This window comes from Paenibacillus sp. sgz302114 (genome assembly GCF_056120345.1).
In genome coordinates this window covers 291639-309112 of record NZ_JBVYOI010000002.1, presented here as the reverse complement: position 1 = coordinate 309112, position 17474 = coordinate 291639, and the positions used below count along the sequence as shown (strand labels likewise).

Sequence of the window (17474 nt, the reverse complement as noted above, 5' to 3'; positions counted from 1 at the left end):
TGAGTGTCAGATTGGTAAACTTACAGGTGCTATGCGTTTCATCCGAAACGCTAGCTAAACCGTCCCGAAAGGAAGAGATTAATCGTGAAGATCGGTTTGCAATTATTCACACTGCGTGACGAGTTGGCTCAAGATTTTAAAGGCACGCTTCGTCAAGTAGCGGCTATGGGTTATGAGGGCGTTGAGTTTGCTGGATATGGCGACATTCCTGCTGAAGAATTGAAAGCATTGCTTAATGAACTTGGCATTGAAGGCTTCGGCAGCCACATTGGCTTGCAGCAGCTTGAAGAGAATATTGAAGGCGAAATCGCGTACTTGAAAACAATCGGCGCGCGTTATGCGATCCTTCCTTGGGTTTCCCCTGAGATGGTAGCCGGCGGCGAAGCGTTCTGGCGCGATCTGATCACGAAGCTAGAGAGCTTCGGTAAGAAGTTCCATGAAGCAGGCATTGAATTCTGCTACCATAACCATGATTTTGAATTCGCGCTGAAGATTGACGGCGAATTCGTATTTGATGCGATGTACACGAAGGTTGCAGCTGACCTGTTGAAAGTGGAAATGGATATCGGCTGGGTACAATACTCGAACCAAGATCCAATCGCTTATATCGCGAAGTATGCAGGCCGCTTGCCGCTGCTTCACTTGAAAGACTTCCGCAAAGGCATCCCAGGCGAGCAAATCGACACAGTCGAGCTTGGCAATGGCGACCTCGCGCTGAACGAGATTATCGCAGCAGCAAGTAAAGCAAACGTGGAATGGATCGTTGTCGAGCAAGACAGATGTGCGAATCCACCGCTTGAATCGGTACAAACGAGCATCAACTGGCTCCGTGAGAACGGGCACAAAGCTTAAATCCATCATTTGATTAAGGGAGATATACGCTATTATGAGTAAAGTTAGAGTAGCCGTTGTAGGTAACGGGGCAATTGCAATCCGTCGTCACATTCCTGAGTACGCAGTAAATCCAAATGTAGAATTGGTCGCTTTCGTTGACCCGGTTATCGAGCGCGCGCAAGAGCTTGCAGAGAAGTACGGCGCAGAAGCGTTCACAAGCTATGAAGAAATGCTTAGCAAAATCAAACCGGACGCAGTTAGCGTATGTACGCCTAACTACCTTCACGCTCCAGTAACAATCGCAGCGGCTAATGCTGGCGCACATGTTCTGGTTGAGAAGCCAATGGCTTCGACTGACGAAGAAGCGGCTGCAATGATCGAAGCGGCAAGCAAGAACGGCGTTTACTTGATGGTTGGCCACAACCAACGTCTGATGCCTCCTCACGTGAAGGCAAAAGAAATTCTTAATAACGGCTCGCTTGGCCGCGTTCTTACATTCCGCACGTCGTTCGGCCACCCAGGTCCGGAAGGCTGGAGCGTAGACGGTAAAGGCAGCTGGTTCTTCCGCAAGCCAGAAGCGATTATGGGCGCTATGGGTGACCTCGGCGTACATAAATCCGACCTCATCCGTTACCTGCTTGACGACGAAGTCGCTCAAGTAACGGGCTACATCGGTACGCTGGACAAAGAAGGAACAGACGTAGACGATAACGCTACTTGCCTCCTTCGCATGAAGAGCGGCGCAATCGGTACGCTTGTTGCCAGTTGGACGTACTACAAGGGCGAAGACAACAGCACAGTGTTCTGGTGCGAGAACGGCGTTCTGAAGATCGGTACGGACCCGCACGATCAAATCATCGTTGAATTGCGCAACGGCACAGTCGAGCGCTACAACGTTGGTGCGATCAGCACAAACGACAAACAAGAGTCGAGCGGCGTTGTTGACGCGTTTATCAACTCGATCGTAACAAAGACGAAGCCAAGCATCTCCGGCGAAGAAGGCCGCAAATCGCTGGCTGTTATTCTTGGAGCATTTGAATCGCAAGCTACTGGCAAAGTCATTAACCTGTAATAGAAGAAAACCTCCAGTTCTGCCTGAAAGGGCGGAATTGGAGGTTTTTTGCAACTTATTTTGCTTCAGACGCTGTAGCTTTATTTGATATATCTATAGTTTATATTGATTTTATATATTATCGCAATAAAATCTGCTGTGTTATTGTTTCCGTATGATACGGAAATGAGGTGGCTAGCCAATGACTATTTATGATTTTCAAGTGAACACCATTGACGGTTCTCCAATTCAAATGTCCCATTACCGGGGCAAAGCTCTTCTTATTGTCAACACGGCCAGCAGATGCGCTTACTCTCGCCAATTCGCTGCTCTTCAAGAGCTATACGAAAGCTATAAAGAGCGAGGGTTTGAAGTGCTCGGATTTCCTTGTAACCAATTCAACGCGAAAGAGCCAGGGAGTAACCCGGAAGTGCGGGAGTATTGTGAGAATCACTTTGGAGTGACGTTTCCGTTGTTTGAAAAAATCGAGGTTAGAGGAGAGCAGGCGCATCCGTTGTTTCTATTTCTGACAGAGCAGGCTCCCTTTCAAGGTTCCGATCCTCAAACGCCAGATGGTCTAATGATGCAAAGCTTTGTAAGTGAAAAATATCCTGACATTTACGCCGGTGATGGAATCAAGTGGAATTTCACCAAGTTCTTGATTACTCCGGACGGTCAGCTGCATGGCAGATACGAAACAACGACTCCCCCATCCGAATTAGAACCGATCATTCAATCCTTGCTTTAAGAAAAAGGCTGCCCAGATTTCTGGACAGCCTGCTTTCGTTATTTAAAAAACAAAAAGTGCGTCGGCAGAGGCCGGAGCGTGCCGTCAGACGGATGGTTAATGATGCGTCCGTTGAAGATGAGCGACGAAGACCCGCCGCCGTCAAGGTTGTAGCCGTCGATGGCTCCGAATCGTGCGAGCAAGTATTGCATCTCCTCCAGCGTTGCGCCGGAGCTGCCTGCTTCGTTGCGACCGTCGATGACGAGGAACAGCAGCTGGTTATCTTTGTAGTTCGCGATTACAGTGCGCGGTGCGCGGGAAGGGCTGCTCTGCCACTTGGCTGGAATCGGCATCGGTACGCCGTTCTTCATGAGCACAGGAACGAAGGATGCGCCGAACTTCAGCTTCTTCGCATCGAGAACACTCTGGTCAGTCACTTTGCCGCCTATGAGCTTCAGGCTTTCATTAATTCCGACGAAGAAGAGGTCCTTCTCCGATGGCTGGAAGCCTCCGAGATACCGACCATTCAGCACCGTTGTGCTGAGCGGATACCGTTTGCCCGCTTGGTCAGCGAACCCTCCGGCGTTCACGCCTGCGATAGCATTGTATCTCCGCACAGCGGATAGCGTCGTCTCGGCGCTGCCGTACTTGTCATTGCCGAGCACCATCTTCATACCCTTCGATGATTTCAGCTTCACCTTCAAGGCATAGCCGCTGAAATATTGCGCGTTAATCGTGAACAGCTGAGCTGTCAGCTTGTCGGATTGTACCTGTTGAACCGGCGAGCCGATCTTGCGCGTAATGCGGCGGTCATAGATGAGCGCCGGACGGCCAAGCTGGGAACGGGTCAACACGACGACACCATTCAAGTTTTCATTCATGGCATGATATTGCTTCACGCTCTTCTTAATTGAAGAAGCGGTATGTAAAGCCATCGCCTTCGCTTGATCGAGGCCGCTTATGACTAGATTAGTCCCCTCTGGAATGGAGGCGTGCAGAGTATGATCCTTCGGGAAGGCGGAGTCCTTCAGCTCAAAGGATCGGTTCGTGCCAAGCAGCCATATCATCATGCCGATAAAGGGGGCTAGCGACACCAACATGAGCCGATTTAATTGTTTGGCGGTCATTATTTGAGCACATCCAAACTTTTCTTCAGCTCATTCAGCTGCTTCTTCACTTCGGCAATTTGGCTGTAGAGTTTGTTGCTGTTATCGGTTTTGCTGCTCATATTGTCCTTGGAGAACTCGAGCAGCTCGTTTAGTGCATCGACTTTGCTCTGAATTTTACCAAGCTCACCGTTGAAATTCGTCGCAAGCTCATCCAGCTGCTTCTTATAGTCAGCCTGCATGGCGGTAATCTGCTGTGCGGTCTGCTGATTGACTTGATCGGTTAAGTTCTGCTTGAGCTTGCCTGTATACCAAATCGTTCCGAGCAAGCCGGAGCCAATGAGTAGAACCCAGATGAAGAGAAACAGCGGTACGGATAATCCTTTCTTGCGTGTCTGTCTGCTCCGCTCATAGCTGGCTGCGGATCTTGTTTCATAACCTGTATTTGTTTCCATAAGTAATCAATCTCCTATTTCGGTAAGCACTGGACTTCTATTTTACCATAAGAGATTGATAGAGAAGAAGAGCTCTCTCTGCGTGAGCAGAAAGAGCTCTTCTAAGTCGTAAGGATTATGCGTTCTTATTATACAGAACCGGATTAAGTGGGGAAGCAGCAAGCTCGCCTGGTTTGATGCCTGGGAACCAGCTATTGAGGTCGCTTCTGCGTGCGTTGCTATCCGGCTCGGCAACGATCATATCGTCTGCGATATAGATGATCGTCATGACTTCGCGCATCCGATCCGACGGATTGCCTGGAGCGGAGTGAATCGTCCAGCCAGCGTGGAAAGTCGCATCGCCTGCATCCATCGCGCCGTAGTTGGTCGTCGGCAGCCCTTTGCCAGTTACATAGGAGCCGATCGTCTTATGCGATTCATCGGAAATATCTTGGCGGCTCAAGTAGCCGCTTTGGTACGACTCGTCGACGAACGTCATGGAGCCGATTTCTTCGGAGATCGGAACGAGCGGCATCCACAACGTAATGGATTTGTTGTTGCTGAGCGGCCAGTACGTCTGATCCTGATGCCACGGTGTATGACCGCCGCCTGGTTCTTTGAACAACGCCTGGTCATGGTACAAGCGCACGCCATCTACACCCATCAGCTCAGCTGCGATTTTGGCAAAACGTCTCGCATAGGTGAAACGCTTCGCAGACTCGCTCATTTCGCACAAGTTCGTAATTTGTATGAATGCTTTGCCGTAGGTGTCGCGCTCTTCGACAGGCTTCGTCTGATTATTGTGTTCGCGGACGACACCTTCGATAATCGGCTCATAGATGTCCACTTCTTCCGGCTTCAGTACATTTTTCAGAAAAATATGGCCGTTCTTCTGATACGACGCGATTTGCTCCGCCGAAAGTTCATAGTCCTCTGCTAAAGTTGGCAATTGAGCCAGATTCGTATTTGTTTCCATCATTATCGCTCCCCTTATTTCATACTCGCATGCAATATGATGCTATTATAGCCCTTGAACGGTATCAGCTTCTTTGTTCCGATATCTTATCCTTTTTGTCAAAAACGACTGTGTTTATTACAATAGAGAGAGCATAGCTGCATGAGGGAGGCGTAACGATATGATGTATTTATCCGAAATGATGGCGAAGCGCCCAATCGTTCCGTACATACGGGAAGGGGATTTTGCCATACGCAAACCGTGGACTTACCCGGAGCGCAGGCTGCTCGATTATTTAATCGTGTATTTTCAAGAAGGCTCGTGCTTGTTTACGGTTGATGGCGTGCCTTATGAATTCGGCAGCGGAGAGTTTTGTCTCATACAACCAGAGAGCTTGGTCGAATTAGAAGGGCGGACGAATACGATCACGCCGTTTGTACATCTCGATTTCTTCTACGACGAGCTAAGGGAAGAGCGGTTCCCAACTAGGGGCGGGCAGACGGACTTAACCGCTTATGTTCATCTCATGCAGCCGAAGCTCAATGACTTCAATGGAATCAACATTCCGGTAAAGCTGACCCCGAAGAAGCCGATCGTGCTGCGAGATAAATTTGTCGAGATGGTCAAATGCTGGCAGCATCGTGATCCGATTATGCAGCTTCGTGCGCAATCATTGGCGACCGATGTGATACTGGCGATACTGGAAGATCACACGGACTTGAAGGAAGCGGAGAAAGCAGCGCCTCAACCGCTGAATTGGATTACATCGTTCTTCTCCTTCAATTTGTCCGAGCATCTGACAGTGAACGAGATGGCAAAGCGTGCGAATTTATCTCCATCCAGGTTTAGCGCCAAGTTTCGCGAGCAATTCGGCATTCCGCCGCATCGCTACTTGCTGGAGCTGCGCATCGCTCACGCGAAGGAGCTGCTTGTCTCATCCGAGCTGCGTCTGGAGGAGATCGCAGAGTATTGCGGCTTTGCGGATATTCATCATTTTACGAAGGCGTTCAAGAAAATGACTGGCGAATCGCCCGGCTCCTTCCGGAAGCTGCATACTCATGTATCAAACGAAACGAGCATTGACCGTTAAGATACGGTGCAATGCTCGTTAGGTTGTACTGAATATTAACGGCTTACGGACTGATAAACTGCTGTGTCCAGTATGGGCTCATGTTGCCGCCTGGGGCATAACCAACGCCGAGTTTCGTGAAGTTCGGGCTAAGAATGTTAGCTCTATGACCAGGAGAGTTCATCCAAGCGGTCATCACTTCCTGAACGCTCTTCTGACCTGCAGCGATATTCTCGCCGGCATACGAATAGTTGATGCCGAATTGCTTCATCATATCAAATGGGCTGCCATACGTTGGTGAATCATGCGAGAAGTAGTTCTTGTCGCGCATATCTGTCGATTTGGCTTGAGCACTCTTCGATAGCGGATCGTAAAGCGACAATGCCGATAGGCCGGCTTTAGCACGCTCTGCATTCACTTGCTGCAAAATTTGCTGTGCAATGGATTGATTGCCGCTGGAACCTGCATTGCCTGAGCCTGCGGTATTGCCAGTGTTGCCCGTATTCCCTGTGTTGCCCGTATTACCAGTGCCAGTGTTGCCGGTTGGATAACCGGTTTTGCCGCCTGTGCCATAATTATAACCGCCACCGGTATTACCTGTTGTACCCGGAGTGACTTGACGCAGCTGACCGTTTATCCATTCGTACCATTGATTGTTGGCTATGTTGCCCAAATTGCCTAAGTTGCCTAAGTTGCCTAAGTTGCCGAGATTACCTTGAAGAGTGCCGTTATTGGAATAAGCATTGTAACGATGATCGTTGTTGTTAAGTGGCGTAGCTGTGCCATTGTACGAATAACCGCGGTACGTGTTGTTGTTGTTGTACAAATTACCGTTGTACGTATTGCCATACATGTTGTTGCGGTACGTACGGTTGTTCAACGGCAGCAGCTCGTCTGCCGTGTTAACTGCTTTTCGCTCCAGATACCTCACGCCATTGCCGGTTTTGTTTTCCAAATACCTCACTTCATGGCCTGCCCTGTTGGCCGCTTTGTACGTGTTGTTCGGTCCAGGTCCAGACACTGCGTTATAAATCAGAACACCTACGCCGACCGCTAAACAAATCCCTAATAATGTTCCGAAAAATCTTCTCATTTGTCTGATCAAGCTCCCTTCACACCCACTAATATGTTCAGCGGCGCGAGGGGCTATGCGATCAGGGAACGAGGCAATATCAAGCAATTTGCTCAATAATAAGGACACCGTAGCCTTCTAGCGGCACTTGGCCGGCAGCTGTTTCACCGGTTAACAGGTCGACGCCGGCGTGTTCGCCAAGCTCGATCGTGACTTCTGCTGCGTTGTGATTTAGAACGAACAAGTAGGAGCGGTCATCCTGCGAACGCAGAGTTACCTCAACGCCTGGCTGCTTGCCAGGAAGCGGCTTAATGCTGCTGCTGTCGCACAATGCGCCGAGGAAGCCTTGCAGGAATTCGGCATCCGGACTTGACGCCACATACCACGCTTCGCCACTGCCGAATAGGTTGCGGGTTAACGCCGGCATTCCTTTATAGAAATCATCGCCGTACACAGCCATCACTTCTGCGCTTTCGGCATGAATGAGATCGCATAGAATCGAACAGCTGTACTCGCTGCCAACTTGCAACTGCTTGCCAACTGTTTCCTTCATGACAATTCTGTTGTGCTGCCCTGGAAATAGCGCGTCGATCTCCTCTGCCCATATGCCCAGCAATCCCCGCAGCTCTCCCGGATAACCGCCGAGCGTTACCAAGTCGTTCTCATTCACGATACCGCTGAAGAATGTCGTGACGAATTTACCGCCAGCTGCGACATAAGCTTCAATTCGCGCAGCCATGCCCGGCTTCACCATATACATGACTGGAGCAAGCACGATGGCATAAGGACTGAGATCGTCCTCGAATGACACGATGTCGACTTGATGCCCTTGTTCATGCAAGGCGCGGTAATATTTATGAACTTCATCTACATATTTGAGATCAATGGTCGGACCGCTCGAATATTCAATCGCCCAGCGGTTCTCCCAATCATACATAATGGCGATGCGGCTAGGCATGCGCGAGCCGAGCAGCTTCGTGCCAAGGCTGTCCAGTTCCTTGCCGAGCTGCGCGCATTCGCGGAATACGCGGGTATGCTCATGCCCGACATGCTCGATCAGCGCACCATGATACTTCTCACAGGCCCCAACGGAGCGGCGCAGCTGGAAGAACATGACGCTGTCCGAGCCATGCGCCACCGCCTGGTAGCTCCATAAGCGCATGATGCCCGGCCGCTTCAACGTGTTGTACGCCTGCCAGTTCTGCTGGCTCGGCGTCTGTTCCATGAGCAGGAACGGCGCGCCATTCTTCAAGCCGCGCATGAGGTCATGCGTCATGGAGGTGAAGCTTGTGGGCGTATCCATGGAAGGGTAGTTGTCCCAAGCTATAATGTCCAAATGCTTCGCCCATTTGAAATAATCGAGCGGCTTATAAGTGCCCATCAAATTGGTTGTTACTGGCATGTCAGGCGTAACCGCTTTAATCGCGTCATACTCAAGCTTGTAGCAATCAAGCAGGCTGTCGGAATTGAAGCGGGTGTAATCAAGCGATATGCCTTGGAAGCAGGTACGGTCCGACGCCCACTGCTCCGATCGTGCGCTTGGCAGCACGATCTCGTCCCATTCATAGAAGGTATGTCCCCAGAAGCAGGTATTCCACTGCTCGTTCAGCTTGTCCAGCGTGCCGTATTTGGCGCGAAGCCAGTCGCGGAATGCGGCTTCACAGTTATCGCAATAGCATTCGCCGCCATACTCATTGGAAACATGCCAAAGCAGCAGGGCAGGATGGTCTTTATAACGTTCAGCCAGCTTGGAAGCAAGCCGAGTAGATAGGTCGCGATACACCGGACTATTCGGGCAGGAGTTATGGCGCCCGCCGAATTTGCGCTGTTTGCCGTCGAACTCGGTGCGCAGCACTTCTGGATATTTGCGCGCCATCCAAGCTGGATGTGCGCCTGTGCTAGTTGCCAGACACGCATATATGCCATTCTTATGCAGCATATCCATAATGCGATCAAGCGTCTCGAAATGGTATGTATCTTCATTGGGCTGAAGCATCGCCCAGGAGAATACGTTCACTGTTGCAATATTCATTCCCGCAAGCGGAATGAGCCGCATATCTTCGGGCCAAATGCTTTCGTCCCACTGTTCCGGGTTGTAGTCGCCGCCATATAACATTTTGGGCAATTTAGTCGTATCCATCTGTGTGAATCTCCTTTATGCAAATAAGATGATAACAGCTCTATTTTATGGTAAGATTCGAGTGAGAGATATATAAAATAGTTTAGGCAGGATATCATAATATGGAACAGCTAACTGAGCGGAAGCAACATTACATAAATGGGCAGCAGCAGAACCGGTTCATGTTCAAGAGCGGCGAGTTCGAGCTGCCGCTATATATGGATAGCATTGGCTTCAATCCGGAGCAGGAATCGGTAGACCGGACGAAAGGATATCCGTACTTCCACTGGCTGCAAACGATTGAAGGAGAAGGGGAATTCGAGCTGAACGGCAGACGCTACTCGCTGCCGCCGGGGCATGGTTCGCTGCTCTTCCCAGGCGTGCCGCATTTCTATGCCGCTAAAGGCGGGCGGAAATGGTCAACGCTCTATGTGACATTCGGCGGCGTATTGGCCGCTTCGATGCTTGCGTCGCTTGGCATTCGACATACGGAGTGGCTGCATTGGGATGAAGATGCGCCAATCACATCGCAGCTCATTGCGATGATCAATCAAGCGCAGCATGACGAGGACCGGACCGGGCTCAACGCATCGGCGCAGCTGTACCGGTTCCTTACGATGATCAAGATTTATGGACAGAAGGGCGGCCGGTCATCGGTATTCCAGCATTTGGAGAAGCTGGACCCGCTGCTCGGATGGCTGGATGTGAATTACGGCGATCCCGATATAAGTCTTACGGATATGGCGGAGAAGCTATTGATCAGCCCGCGTTACTTGAATTCACTGTTCAGACAAGCCTTCGGCATTACAGCTTATGCCTACTTGATTCGATTGCGAATTATCAAGTCCAAAGAAATGATGAGCCTTGGCGACAGCTCACGCTCCATTAAAGAAATCGCGCAGCTATCAGGTTATCGCGATTCCAGTCATTTTATTGCGGCATTCGGCAAGACGGAAGGAATTACGCCAGAGCAGTTCCGCAAGCTGCACGGCTTAATATCAGGCTAAAGCGAAAGCGAGAATAGAGCGATGGAAATGAAGCAATGTACAGTATGCGGGCAAGAGAAGCCGCAATCCGCGTTCACGAAGCGGGCAGGCAAGAGCGGCCGGCGCGGAACATGCCGCTCCTGTATGCGTCGGCGCAAGCGTGATACGATAACGGCCGTATTGCCGCTGCATTCGGATTCAGCCCTCGCTGTAGAGACGGCTGCGAACATAACCATCCAAGCAGCCGCAGAAGTGGCTGCAGTCGGACAAGCTGCTGCGGCTGAACCGCGAGCTGGCGAAGGTATCGCATCGGAATCACCGCCCGCACGAACGCGCAAGAGAAAGCATAGGCGCCGCCGCGGACGTTACAACAAATCCGCAAGACTGCGGAAGCAGCAGGAGACAGAGCAGGCAGTAGAAGTGGTGAAGCTGCCCGTTCGGCCGCCGGACCGCGTCATTAAGCAGATTCAAGGCTCCTTCACGTTCGCGACCTCGGTATTGAACGACAGGGGAAGAGGGCATATCAGGCTGCGCGGCTATCGGGAGACAGGGAAGCGCTGGTCGACGGTCATACCGACGGAGATGGCCGTTCGTATGGTCGAAGAAGGCGCAGCAGGCATTATTAATTCAGGCATGATCCATAAGCTTTATACGAAGACGGACTTCAGACTGCTTATTCTGCAGCGCGACGATTATATTTGCCGCTATTGCGGGAAATTCGGCGACACGATCGACCATGTCATGCCCAAATCGAAGGGCGGACTGTCATCGCCAGCCAATTGCGTATGCGCTTGCTCGGAGTGCAATCTCAAGAAAGCCGATAAATTAGACTTTGTTAATAATGATGATTTCTAGCGGGTTTGACGCCTATTTTCCAATATTTAGTTCATGAAAAGTGAATAACTCCCGTGTTAGTATGAGTGGCGTCGGGGCGCCCGGCATACAACATTTGTAAACGAGGAGGATTTTTCATGAAGATGCAACCATTTCGTATAGGTGTAGCTAGTGTACTCGCCGCGAGCTTGATCGCGCTTGGAGGAGGAGCGGCCCTGCAGAAGGCAGAAGCAGCCTCCGTGAACAGTTCCGTCTCTTATAAAGTAACAAGCACGGATACGATGTATAAAATCGCTAAGAAATACGGTGTGAGCTTGAACACGTTAATCGCGGCTAACCCGTCCATTAAGAATCCGAATATAATCTGGGCAGGCATGATTGTGAAGGTGCCTGTGACGACAACAGCTGGCAGTGGCAGCACAGGGTCCGGTTCCACAACAACAAGCACGACGGACAAGTCTACTTTTGCAGCTCAAGTTGTGTCGCTTGTGAACCAGGAACGCGCTAAGACAGGCCTTACGGCGCTTAAGTCCGATACGCTGCTCACGAAGGTCGCGCTGGATAAAGCGAAAGATATGTATACGAACAATTACTTTGACCATAACTCGCCGACCTACGGCTCCCCGTTCGATATGATGCGTGCATACGGAGTCGCTTATTCTTATGCTGGCGAGAATATTGCCAAGGGTCAGCGTACGCCTGCGGAAGTCATGACGGCATGGATGAACAGTCCAGGTCATAAAGCGAATATTATGAGCGCCAACTACAAGAAAATTGGCGTTGCATACTACAACGGTGAATGGGTACAAGAGTTTACATCATAATAGAGCAAGCAGCGATAAGCGGCCCCAGATGGCCGCTTTTTTTAAATTAGGTTTACATAATTATTGAATGAGAGAAAATTAATTCTTCATTCTGCGCAGGTATTGGGTAAATAAAGGCGAAATCTACTCTTACGAATTTGACTACTCGGAGGTCCACTATGCGGCGGAAGGCAAGGGCAATATACTGCAACCAGACGTTGGCTGAACGAACGAAGAGGAAATTAATGCTTACAAGCCAAGAGCGCGATATCGATGCGTCTTATTCAGTTGCGCTAAGCTATCAGCGTTTAATTAAATATTTGCCAGAGCCGATCTTTGTGCATGACGGAATCGAAGTGCTGTTCGCCAATCAAGCGGGACTTCGATTGCTTGGCATGACTGATCTGTCAGAGATCATGGATGAGGTAAAGATTTGGAAGTTCATGCACCCGGATAATCAGCTTCGCTCAATGGAGCGAATCCGCGCGGTCATGCAGACGGATGAGCCGAATGAATTCGAGGAATGCCGCCTCATTGACGTGAGGGGTGAAGTTATTGATGTGGAGGTATCCAGTACCCGTATACATAACTATCCGGGGAGAGGAACTGTCGTCCAGAGCGTCTTTCGCGATATCCGTGAACGGAAGAAAGAGGAGGAGGCGCTCATTCATTCCGAGAAGCTCTCCGTTGCTGGACAGATGGCGGCGGGAATTGCACATGAGATTCGCAATCCGCTGACCTCCTTGATCGGATTCTCGAAGTTTCTGAAGACGAAGATTGATAAGTATCATGAGTACTTTGACATTATGCTCGTGGAGCTCGACCGGATCAATTCGATCGTACAGGAGTTTATGGCGCTGGCGAAGCCGCAAGCAAGCCAGTTCCGCAAGCATGATCTGAACCGGATTATTGGCAATGTGCTGACGCTGCTCGAAACGCAGGCGATTCTGAAAGATGTGCAGATTATCCCTCTGCTCGATTCCGATGTGACGGAGCTGCTCTGTGACGAGAATCAGCTGAAGCAAGTATTCGTCAATGTGCTCAAGAATGCCATCGAGGCGATGCCAAGCGGCGGGATCATTACCATTACGCTTACGAATGTAGATGCGCAGCATATTGCCGTGTCGATTATCGACGAAGGAACAGGCATCCCAGAGGAGCAGCTGCCGAAGCTCGGCGGTCCGTTCTTCACGACAAAGGACAGCGGAACAGGGCTTGGCCTTATGATTTGTTACCGGATCATTGAAGGCCATCAAGGGAAAATGGATATTAAAAGCGTCCCCGGCAAAGGGACGACGGTAGCGATTCGACTGCCGCGCAATCTGTGATTATGCAGCATGACGGGGATGTTGGTCACTTTTTCCTGTAGGATTTGCATGAGTTTCTGTGTTATCCTTTAACGCGAGCCGAAACATTATGTGCGGGGGATATTTTTAGAGCAATGCTGACGTAATAAAAAGTCGCTTTTGCTCGCCAGTCAGCTATTGGCTGGTTAATGCGCTGTCAGCAGCGCTGGGGTGAATCGTTTGGTTAACAAGCGTAGGGCGGAACTCCTTTCGTCCGAATCCGACAACTAACCTCGTAGGCCGCATGCGATGAAGATGAGTAGCTGGCTTAGCCATTAAGCAGCTTGACCTGTCAGCATCGTATTGACGGAATATATCCGGGTCGTTCAAACAAGGATATATGTCCGTAAATTAAAGGAGGAAGTTCATATTGAAGCAATCATTCTGGAAAAAGAGTGCGTTACTCGCTGCACTTAGCATCGCGATCTTCACGCACGCGGGCGCAGCGCAAGCAGCATCGGAGTACAAAGCGACGGACGAGGATACGTTCTGGTCGTTGTCGCAGAAATTCGGCGTATCGCTGGAGCAGCTGCTCAAGACGAATCCGATGATCGATCCTGCGAATGTGTATAAGGGACTGACGATCGTTATTCCAACGACAGTGACAGTCGCGAACTCGAAGCAGGATGCGCCGCAGCCGATTTCGCAACAGTCGAAGCAGACTGAACAAACGGCAAAGCTGGATAATTCAGCGGAGGCATCTGTGAAAGCCGAGAAGTCGGTGAAGGCTGAGAAGAAAGCGGCAGAGCCGAAGAAAGCCCCTAAAGCAGAGGCAGCAAAGAAAACGGTGAAGAAAGCTGCAAAGAAGAAGTCGAGCCAATCGACGGCAGCGAAAAGACAAGCGAACCAAAACGAAATTACAGTTGGCGGCAGAGCATATGACGTCTCGGATGTCGTACAGGTTAAAGCAAGCGCATATACGGCACATCCGTCAGAGAACGGCTGGGGAGCAGTCGACTACTTCGGCAATCCGCTGAAGCTCGGTACGGTTGCAGTAGACCCAAGCGTCATTCCGCTGGGAAGCAAGTTGTATATTACCGGCTACGACCATGATGGGTTGCCAGTCGGCGGCATGATGGGAGTTGCTACCGATATGGGAAGTGCCATTAAGGGCGACCGTATTGATATCTTTGTTCCGCAATCGAAGGAAGCTGCGAGCGACTTCGGTTTCCAATTCGTAAAGGTATTTATTCTAGATTAGTCTTACCTTGAAGAGCCCCGCGTCTTATGGACGTTGGGTTTCTTTTTTTTGGGCTAAGGCGGCTGGGGCGATTAACGGCTGCGCCAGTTGCGCCCGGCTGGCCGGTTCAAGAGCTCCGGCAGTGTGACAATCTGATAGCCCTTGCTGCGCAGTAGATTGATGAGCCGTGGTAGCGCCGCTATCGTGCCGGAGAGGTCCTGTCCTTCGCCGCCGCCTGCATGCTGCAGGATAATGGAGCCGGGCTGCAGCGTCCGCTTTATATTGATGAGAATGCGGTTGCTGTCGAGGCTTTTCCAATCGACCGAATCGGTATCCCAGTTCACTACGATGTATCCTCGGCTGCGCAGCCAATCGACCTGGTACGGCGTAATCTCTCCATAAGGCGGACGGATGAACTTCGGGCTATATCCGATCAGAGGGCGGATAATCCGGTCGGTCCGTACAATTTGCTGCTCGAATGCATAGCGCGAGATACGCGAAAATACAGCGTGATCATACGAATGATTGCCGATAATATGCCCTTCTCTGCTGATCCGCTGGACGAGCGCCGGATGTGCCGCTGCCCGAGAGCCAACGACAAAGAACGTTGCGCGCACTTTGTAGCGGGCAAGCGTCTCGAGCACCTGCGGCGTAAAGCGCGGATCGGGCACGTCGTCGAACGTAAGCGCGACTCTGCGTGAGCCTCGTGGTCCCCAGATTACGAAGGAACCCGGGAACATACGCTGCAGCGTAACCCAAGACATCGCTTCTGCACGGCTCTTTTTCTTCTTCTTTAGCTGCTGGCCGCTCGTGAAGGAGGGCTCGGCTTCTGCTGGTGACTGCCAGCTGCTCCCGAGCTCTGTCGCGGCAGCTCTATTGCGTTCAGATAGCGGAGGGGGGCTCGCAGATGCGGCAGCTCTTTCGCCTTGTATGGCATCTATGCCACTGCAAACGCACAGGATCCAGGTCAGAAGCAGCAACAATGATCTGCGTGCTCTGCGCATCGTTCCCATGGACCTTCTCCCCCCGTCAACCAAAATAAACTACCTGCTGTGCTTACCGTCTTAAACATTCGATTTCATTGTGCCCTCTCCGCACGTGATCATGCATGAGACGCAACTTCACACTTTACAGCAGGAAGCTCACCACGTAACATGAAGAGGAATAATGGTGAAGAGGAGACCGTACATATGCCAACAATTGATATGCCCTTGAATGAATTGAAAACGTATTCAGGCATAAATCCGCGCCCGTCCGACTTCGACGACTATTGGGAGCGGGCGCTGAACGAGATGCGTCAGGTTGACGCCGCCATTGAACTTGTTCCAAGCTCCTTCCAGACGCCGACAGCAGAATGCTTTGATTTATATTTTACAGGAGTAAAAGGTGCACGTATTCATGCCAAATATGCGCGTCCGCGCCATTCGAACGGGCCGCATCCCGCGGTTGTCCAGTTCCACGGCTATACGGGCAACGTTGGTGATTGGCAGGATCGTCTCATCTATGTATCGCTTGGATTTTCCGTATTTGCGATGGATTGCCGCGGACAAGGCGGCGGCTCCGAGGATAGCGGCGGCGTGAAGGGCAATACGCATAACGGCCATATTATTCGCGGCTTGGACGACAGCGCGGACCAGCTCTTGTTCCGTCATATTTTCCTCGACACCGCACAGCTAGCTGGGATTGCCTTGGAGATGCCAGAGGTTGATCCGAAGCGTGTCTATGCGATGGGCGGCTCGCAGGGTGGTGCTCTGACAATTGCATGCGCTGCGCTTGAGCCCCGTGTGTCAAAGCTTGCGCCTGTGTTCCCATTCCTCAGCGACTACCGCCGCGTATGGGATATGGATCTCGACAAGGATGCTTATGCGGAGCTGCGCACATTCTTCCGTCACTTCGATCCGCGGCATCAACGCGAAGAAGAGATTTTCACGAGACTCGGTTACATTGATATTCAGTATTTGGCGAACCGGATTAAGGGCGACGTGCTGATGGGTGTCGGCTTGATGGATACGATCTGTCCGCCTTCATCGCAGTTCGCTGCCTATAACAAAATTACCGCGCCGAAGCGGCTTGAAATTTATCCGGATTTTGGACATGAACATCTCCCGGGGTTGAACGATAAAGTGATTCAATTTTTCTTGGAAGAATAGTGGAAATAGAGGAGGATTGGAAGAATCATGCGTCTGACGAGCAAAGATAAACTAGTGATGATTGGGGATTCGGTTACGGATTGCGAACGCGCGAGACCGGTCGGAGAAGGACTGTTCGGCGCAATCGGCAAAGGATATGTAAGCGTCGTTGATGCGCTGCTATCCTCGACCTACCCGGAGCTTGGCATTCGTGTCGTGAATATGGGGTCGAGCGGCAATACGGTGCTGGATTTGAAGGATCGCTGGCAGAGCGATGTCATCGCTTTGAAGCCGGACTGGCTGTCTATTATGATTGGCATTAACGATGTGTGGCGCCAATATGACAGCCCGACAATTCCAGAGCAGCACGTCTACCTCGAACAATATGAGTCGACGCTGGATCAGCTCGTTGCCGAGACGTTGCCTTCTGTAAAAGGAATCGTGTTGATGACGCCGTTCTACATCGAGCCGAATACGCAGGACTTGATGCGTGCGGAGATGGATCGTTACGGTGCGGCTGTGAAGCGCATTGCCGAGAAGCATGGCACGCTGTTTGTTGATACGCAGGCTGCGTTCAATCAAGTGCTGGAGCATCTATATTCCGGCACAATCGCATGGGATCGCGTTCATCCGAACCATACGGGCCATGCCGTTCTTGCTCGGACATTCTTGCAGGTAATCGGTTACGATTACAATAAAGGGCTATAGGAAGTGCAAAGGTCGAGTTCGGGGCATAAATTTGCCCCAGAACTCGACCTTTTTGGAAAGCAAGACGAAGCCGCTTGCCGCGGGGAAACTAACCCGAAAAGCCAGCGAGAGAACATATACG

At 51.0% G+C, this 17474-nt stretch carries 17 protein-coding genes and 1 riboswitch; of the genes, 11 read left to right on the top strand and 6 right to left on the bottom strand.

The annotated features are described in order from the left end of the window. Positions 1 to 84: 84 nt before the first annotated feature. The 3 genes from AC0LWF_RS06470 (at position 85) to AC0LWF_RS06460 (ending at position 2633) form a co-directional block, all read left to right on the top strand. Positions 85 to 852, top strand: coding sequence for a sugar phosphate isomerase/epimerase family protein (locus AC0LWF_RS06470; protein ID WP_474650737.1), 768 nt, complete (start codon positions 85 to 87; stop codon positions 850 to 852). 34 nt (positions 853 to 886) lie between these two features. Beyond that, on the top strand, positions 887 to 1906 hold the full coding sequence (locus AC0LWF_RS06465) for a Gfo/Idh/MocA family protein (protein WP_474650736.1): 1020 nt from the start codon (positions 887 to 889) through the stop codon (positions 1904 to 1906). Between the two features lie 181 nt (positions 1907 to 2087). Then, the gene (locus AC0LWF_RS06460; RefSeq protein ID WP_474650735.1) at positions 2088 to 2633 is read left to right on the top strand and encodes a glutathione peroxidase; all 546 of its coding nucleotides are present in this window, start codon (positions 2088 to 2090) and stop codon (positions 2631 to 2633) included. A 38-nt stretch (positions 2634 to 2671) separates the two neighbouring features. Here the strand turns inward: AC0LWF_RS06460 and AC0LWF_RS06455 are convergent, their stop codons facing one another. From AC0LWF_RS06455 to AC0LWF_RS06445, 3 genes are all read right to left on the bottom strand, one after another. Further along, complete coding sequence (locus AC0LWF_RS06455) at positions 2672 to 3739, bottom strand: phosphodiester glycosidase family protein (RefSeq protein WP_474650734.1); 1068 nt, start codon at positions 3737 to 3739, stop codon at positions 2672 to 2674. Continuing rightward, a complete protein-coding gene (locus AC0LWF_RS06450) occupies positions 3739 to 4173 on the bottom strand; it encodes a hypothetical protein (protein ID WP_474650733.1) in 435 nt (144 codons plus the stop codon). The genes AC0LWF_RS06455 and AC0LWF_RS06450 overlap by 1 nt, the downstream gene beginning before the upstream one ends. 115 nt (positions 4174 to 4288) lie before the next feature. Next, the gene (locus tag AC0LWF_RS06445; RefSeq protein ID WP_474650732.1) at positions 4289 to 5131 is read right to left on the bottom strand and encodes a phytanoyl-CoA dioxygenase family protein; all 843 of its coding nucleotides are present in this window, start codon (positions 5129 to 5131) and stop codon (positions 4289 to 4291) included. A gap of 157 nt (positions 5132 to 5288) precedes the next feature. Here AC0LWF_RS06445 and AC0LWF_RS06440 point away from each other — a divergent pair, with 157 nt between their 5' ends. Beyond that, positions 5289 to 6197, top strand: coding sequence for an AraC family transcriptional regulator (locus AC0LWF_RS06440; protein WP_474650731.1), 909 nt, complete (start codon positions 5289 to 5291; stop codon positions 6195 to 6197). A 43-nt stretch (positions 6198 to 6240) separates the two neighbouring features. Here AC0LWF_RS06440 and AC0LWF_RS06435 read toward each other — a convergent pair whose 3' ends face one another. Next, a complete protein-coding gene (locus AC0LWF_RS06435; protein ID WP_474650730.1) occupies positions 6241 to 7269 on the bottom strand; it encodes a CAP domain-containing protein in 1029 nt (342 codons plus the stop codon). Positions 7270 to 7348: 79 nt separating this feature from the next. Further along, complete coding sequence (locus AC0LWF_RS06430; RefSeq protein ID WP_474650729.1) at positions 7349 to 9388, bottom strand: beta-galactosidase; 2040 nt, start codon at positions 9386 to 9388, stop codon at positions 7349 to 7351. A 101-nt stretch (positions 9389 to 9489) separates the two neighbouring features. Here AC0LWF_RS06430 and AC0LWF_RS06425 point away from each other — a divergent pair, with 101 nt between their 5' ends. The 5 genes from AC0LWF_RS06425 (at position 9490) to AC0LWF_RS06405 (ending at position 14537) form a co-directional block, all read left to right on the top strand. Beyond that, entirely contained in the window at positions 9490 to 10374 is an 885-nt protein-coding gene (locus tag AC0LWF_RS06425; RefSeq protein WP_474650728.1) for a helix-turn-helix transcriptional regulator, read from the top strand. Between the two features lie 21 nt (positions 10375 to 10395). Beyond that, positions 10396 to 11208: an HNH endonuclease gene (locus tag AC0LWF_RS06420; RefSeq protein WP_474650727.1), complete on the top strand. Its 813-nt coding sequence runs from the start codon at positions 10396 to 10398 to the stop codon at positions 11206 to 11208. 116 nt (positions 11209 to 11324) lie between these two features. Next, the gene (locus tag AC0LWF_RS06415; protein ID WP_474650726.1) at positions 11325 to 12011 is read left to right on the top strand and encodes a CAP domain-containing protein; all 687 of its coding nucleotides are present in this window, start codon (positions 11325 to 11327) and stop codon (positions 12009 to 12011) included. A 224-nt stretch (positions 12012 to 12235) separates the two neighbouring features. Next, positions 12236 to 13318, top strand: coding sequence for an ATP-binding protein (locus tag AC0LWF_RS06410; protein ID WP_474650725.1), 1083 nt, complete (start codon positions 12236 to 12238; stop codon positions 13316 to 13318). A 66-nt stretch (positions 13319 to 13384) separates the two neighbouring features. After that, positions 13385 to 13593: riboswitch (cyclic di-AMP (ydaO/yuaA leader) on the top strand. A 113-nt stretch (positions 13594 to 13706) separates the two neighbouring features. Continuing rightward, positions 13707 to 14537, top strand: coding sequence for a 3D domain-containing protein (locus AC0LWF_RS06405; RefSeq protein ID WP_474650724.1), 831 nt, complete (start codon positions 13707 to 13709; stop codon positions 14535 to 14537). A gap of 71 nt (positions 14538 to 14608) precedes the next feature. Here the strand turns inward: AC0LWF_RS06405 and AC0LWF_RS06400 are convergent, their stop codons facing one another. Next, positions 14609 to 15529, bottom strand: a complete 921-nt coding sequence (locus AC0LWF_RS06400) for a polysaccharide deacetylase family protein (protein WP_474650723.1) — start codon at positions 15527 to 15529, stop codon at positions 14609 to 14611. Positions 15530 to 15706: 177 nt separating this feature from the next. On the opposite strand from AC0LWF_RS06400, the gene AC0LWF_RS06395 reads away from it, so the two are divergent. Both AC0LWF_RS06395 and AC0LWF_RS06390 read left to right on the top strand, forming a co-directional pair. Further along, positions 15707 to 16666 carry an alpha/beta fold hydrolase gene (locus AC0LWF_RS06395; protein ID WP_474650722.1) on the top strand — a complete coding sequence of 320 codons (960 nt, stop codon included), beginning with the start codon at positions 15707 to 15709 and terminating at the stop codon, positions 16664 to 16666. A 27-nt stretch (positions 16667 to 16693) separates the two neighbouring features. Then, complete coding sequence (locus AC0LWF_RS06390; protein ID WP_474650721.1) at positions 16694 to 17353, top strand: SGNH/GDSL hydrolase family protein; 660 nt, start codon at positions 16694 to 16696, stop codon at positions 17351 to 17353. The last annotated feature ends 121 nt before the right edge of the window (positions 17354 to 17474 follow it).

Bases quoted from the DNA above. Each gene is read 5' to 3' on its own strand.
- AC0LWF_RS06465 (WP_474650736.1), top strand. From the start codon at position 887: ATGAGTAAAGTTAGAGTAGCCGTTGTAGGTAACGGGGCAATTGCAATC.
- AC0LWF_RS06460 (WP_474650735.1), top strand. From the start codon at position 2,088: ATGACTATTTATGATTTTCAAGTGAACACCATTGACGGTTCTCCAATT.
- AC0LWF_RS06455 (WP_474650734.1), bottom strand. From the start codon at position 3,739: ATGACCGCCAAACAATTAAATCGGCTCATGTTGGTGTCGCTAGCCCCC.
- AC0LWF_RS06450 (WP_474650733.1), bottom strand. From the start codon at position 4,173: ATGGAAACAAATACAGGTTATGAAACAAGATCCGCAGCCAGCTATGAG.
- AC0LWF_RS06445 (WP_474650732.1), bottom strand. From the start codon at position 5,131: ATGATGGAAACAAATACGAATCTGGCTCAATTGCCAACTTTAGCAGAG.
- AC0LWF_RS06440 (WP_474650731.1), top strand. From the start codon at position 5,289: ATGATGTATTTATCCGAAATGATGGCGAAGCGCCCAATCGTTCCGTAC.
- AC0LWF_RS06435 (WP_474650730.1), bottom strand. From the start codon at position 7,269: ATGAGAAGATTTTTCGGAACATTATTAGGGATTTGTTTAGCGGTCGGC.
- AC0LWF_RS06430 (WP_474650729.1), bottom strand. From the start codon at position 9,388: ATGGATACGACTAAATTGCCCAAAATGTTATATGGCGGCGACTACAAC.
- AC0LWF_RS06425 (WP_474650728.1), top strand. From the start codon at position 9,490: ATGGAACAGCTAACTGAGCGGAAGCAACATTACATAAATGGGCAGCAG.
- AC0LWF_RS06420 (WP_474650727.1), top strand. From the start codon at position 10,396: ATGGAAATGAAGCAATGTACAGTATGCGGGCAAGAGAAGCCGCAATCC.
- AC0LWF_RS06415 (WP_474650726.1), top strand. From the start codon at position 11,325: ATGAAGATGCAACCATTTCGTATAGGTGTAGCTAGTGTACTCGCCGCG.
- AC0LWF_RS06410 (WP_474650725.1), top strand. From the start codon at position 12,236: ATGCTTACAAGCCAAGAGCGCGATATCGATGCGTCTTATTCAGTTGCG.
- AC0LWF_RS06400 (WP_474650723.1), bottom strand. From the start codon at position 15,529: ATGGGAACGATGCGCAGAGCACGCAGATCATTGTTGCTGCTTCTGACC.
- AC0LWF_RS06395 (WP_474650722.1), top strand. From the start codon at position 15,707: ATGCCAACAATTGATATGCCCTTGAATGAATTGAAAACGTATTCAGGC.
- AC0LWF_RS06390 (WP_474650721.1), top strand. From the start codon at position 16,694: ATGCGTCTGACGAGCAAAGATAAACTAGTGATGATTGGGGATTCGGTT.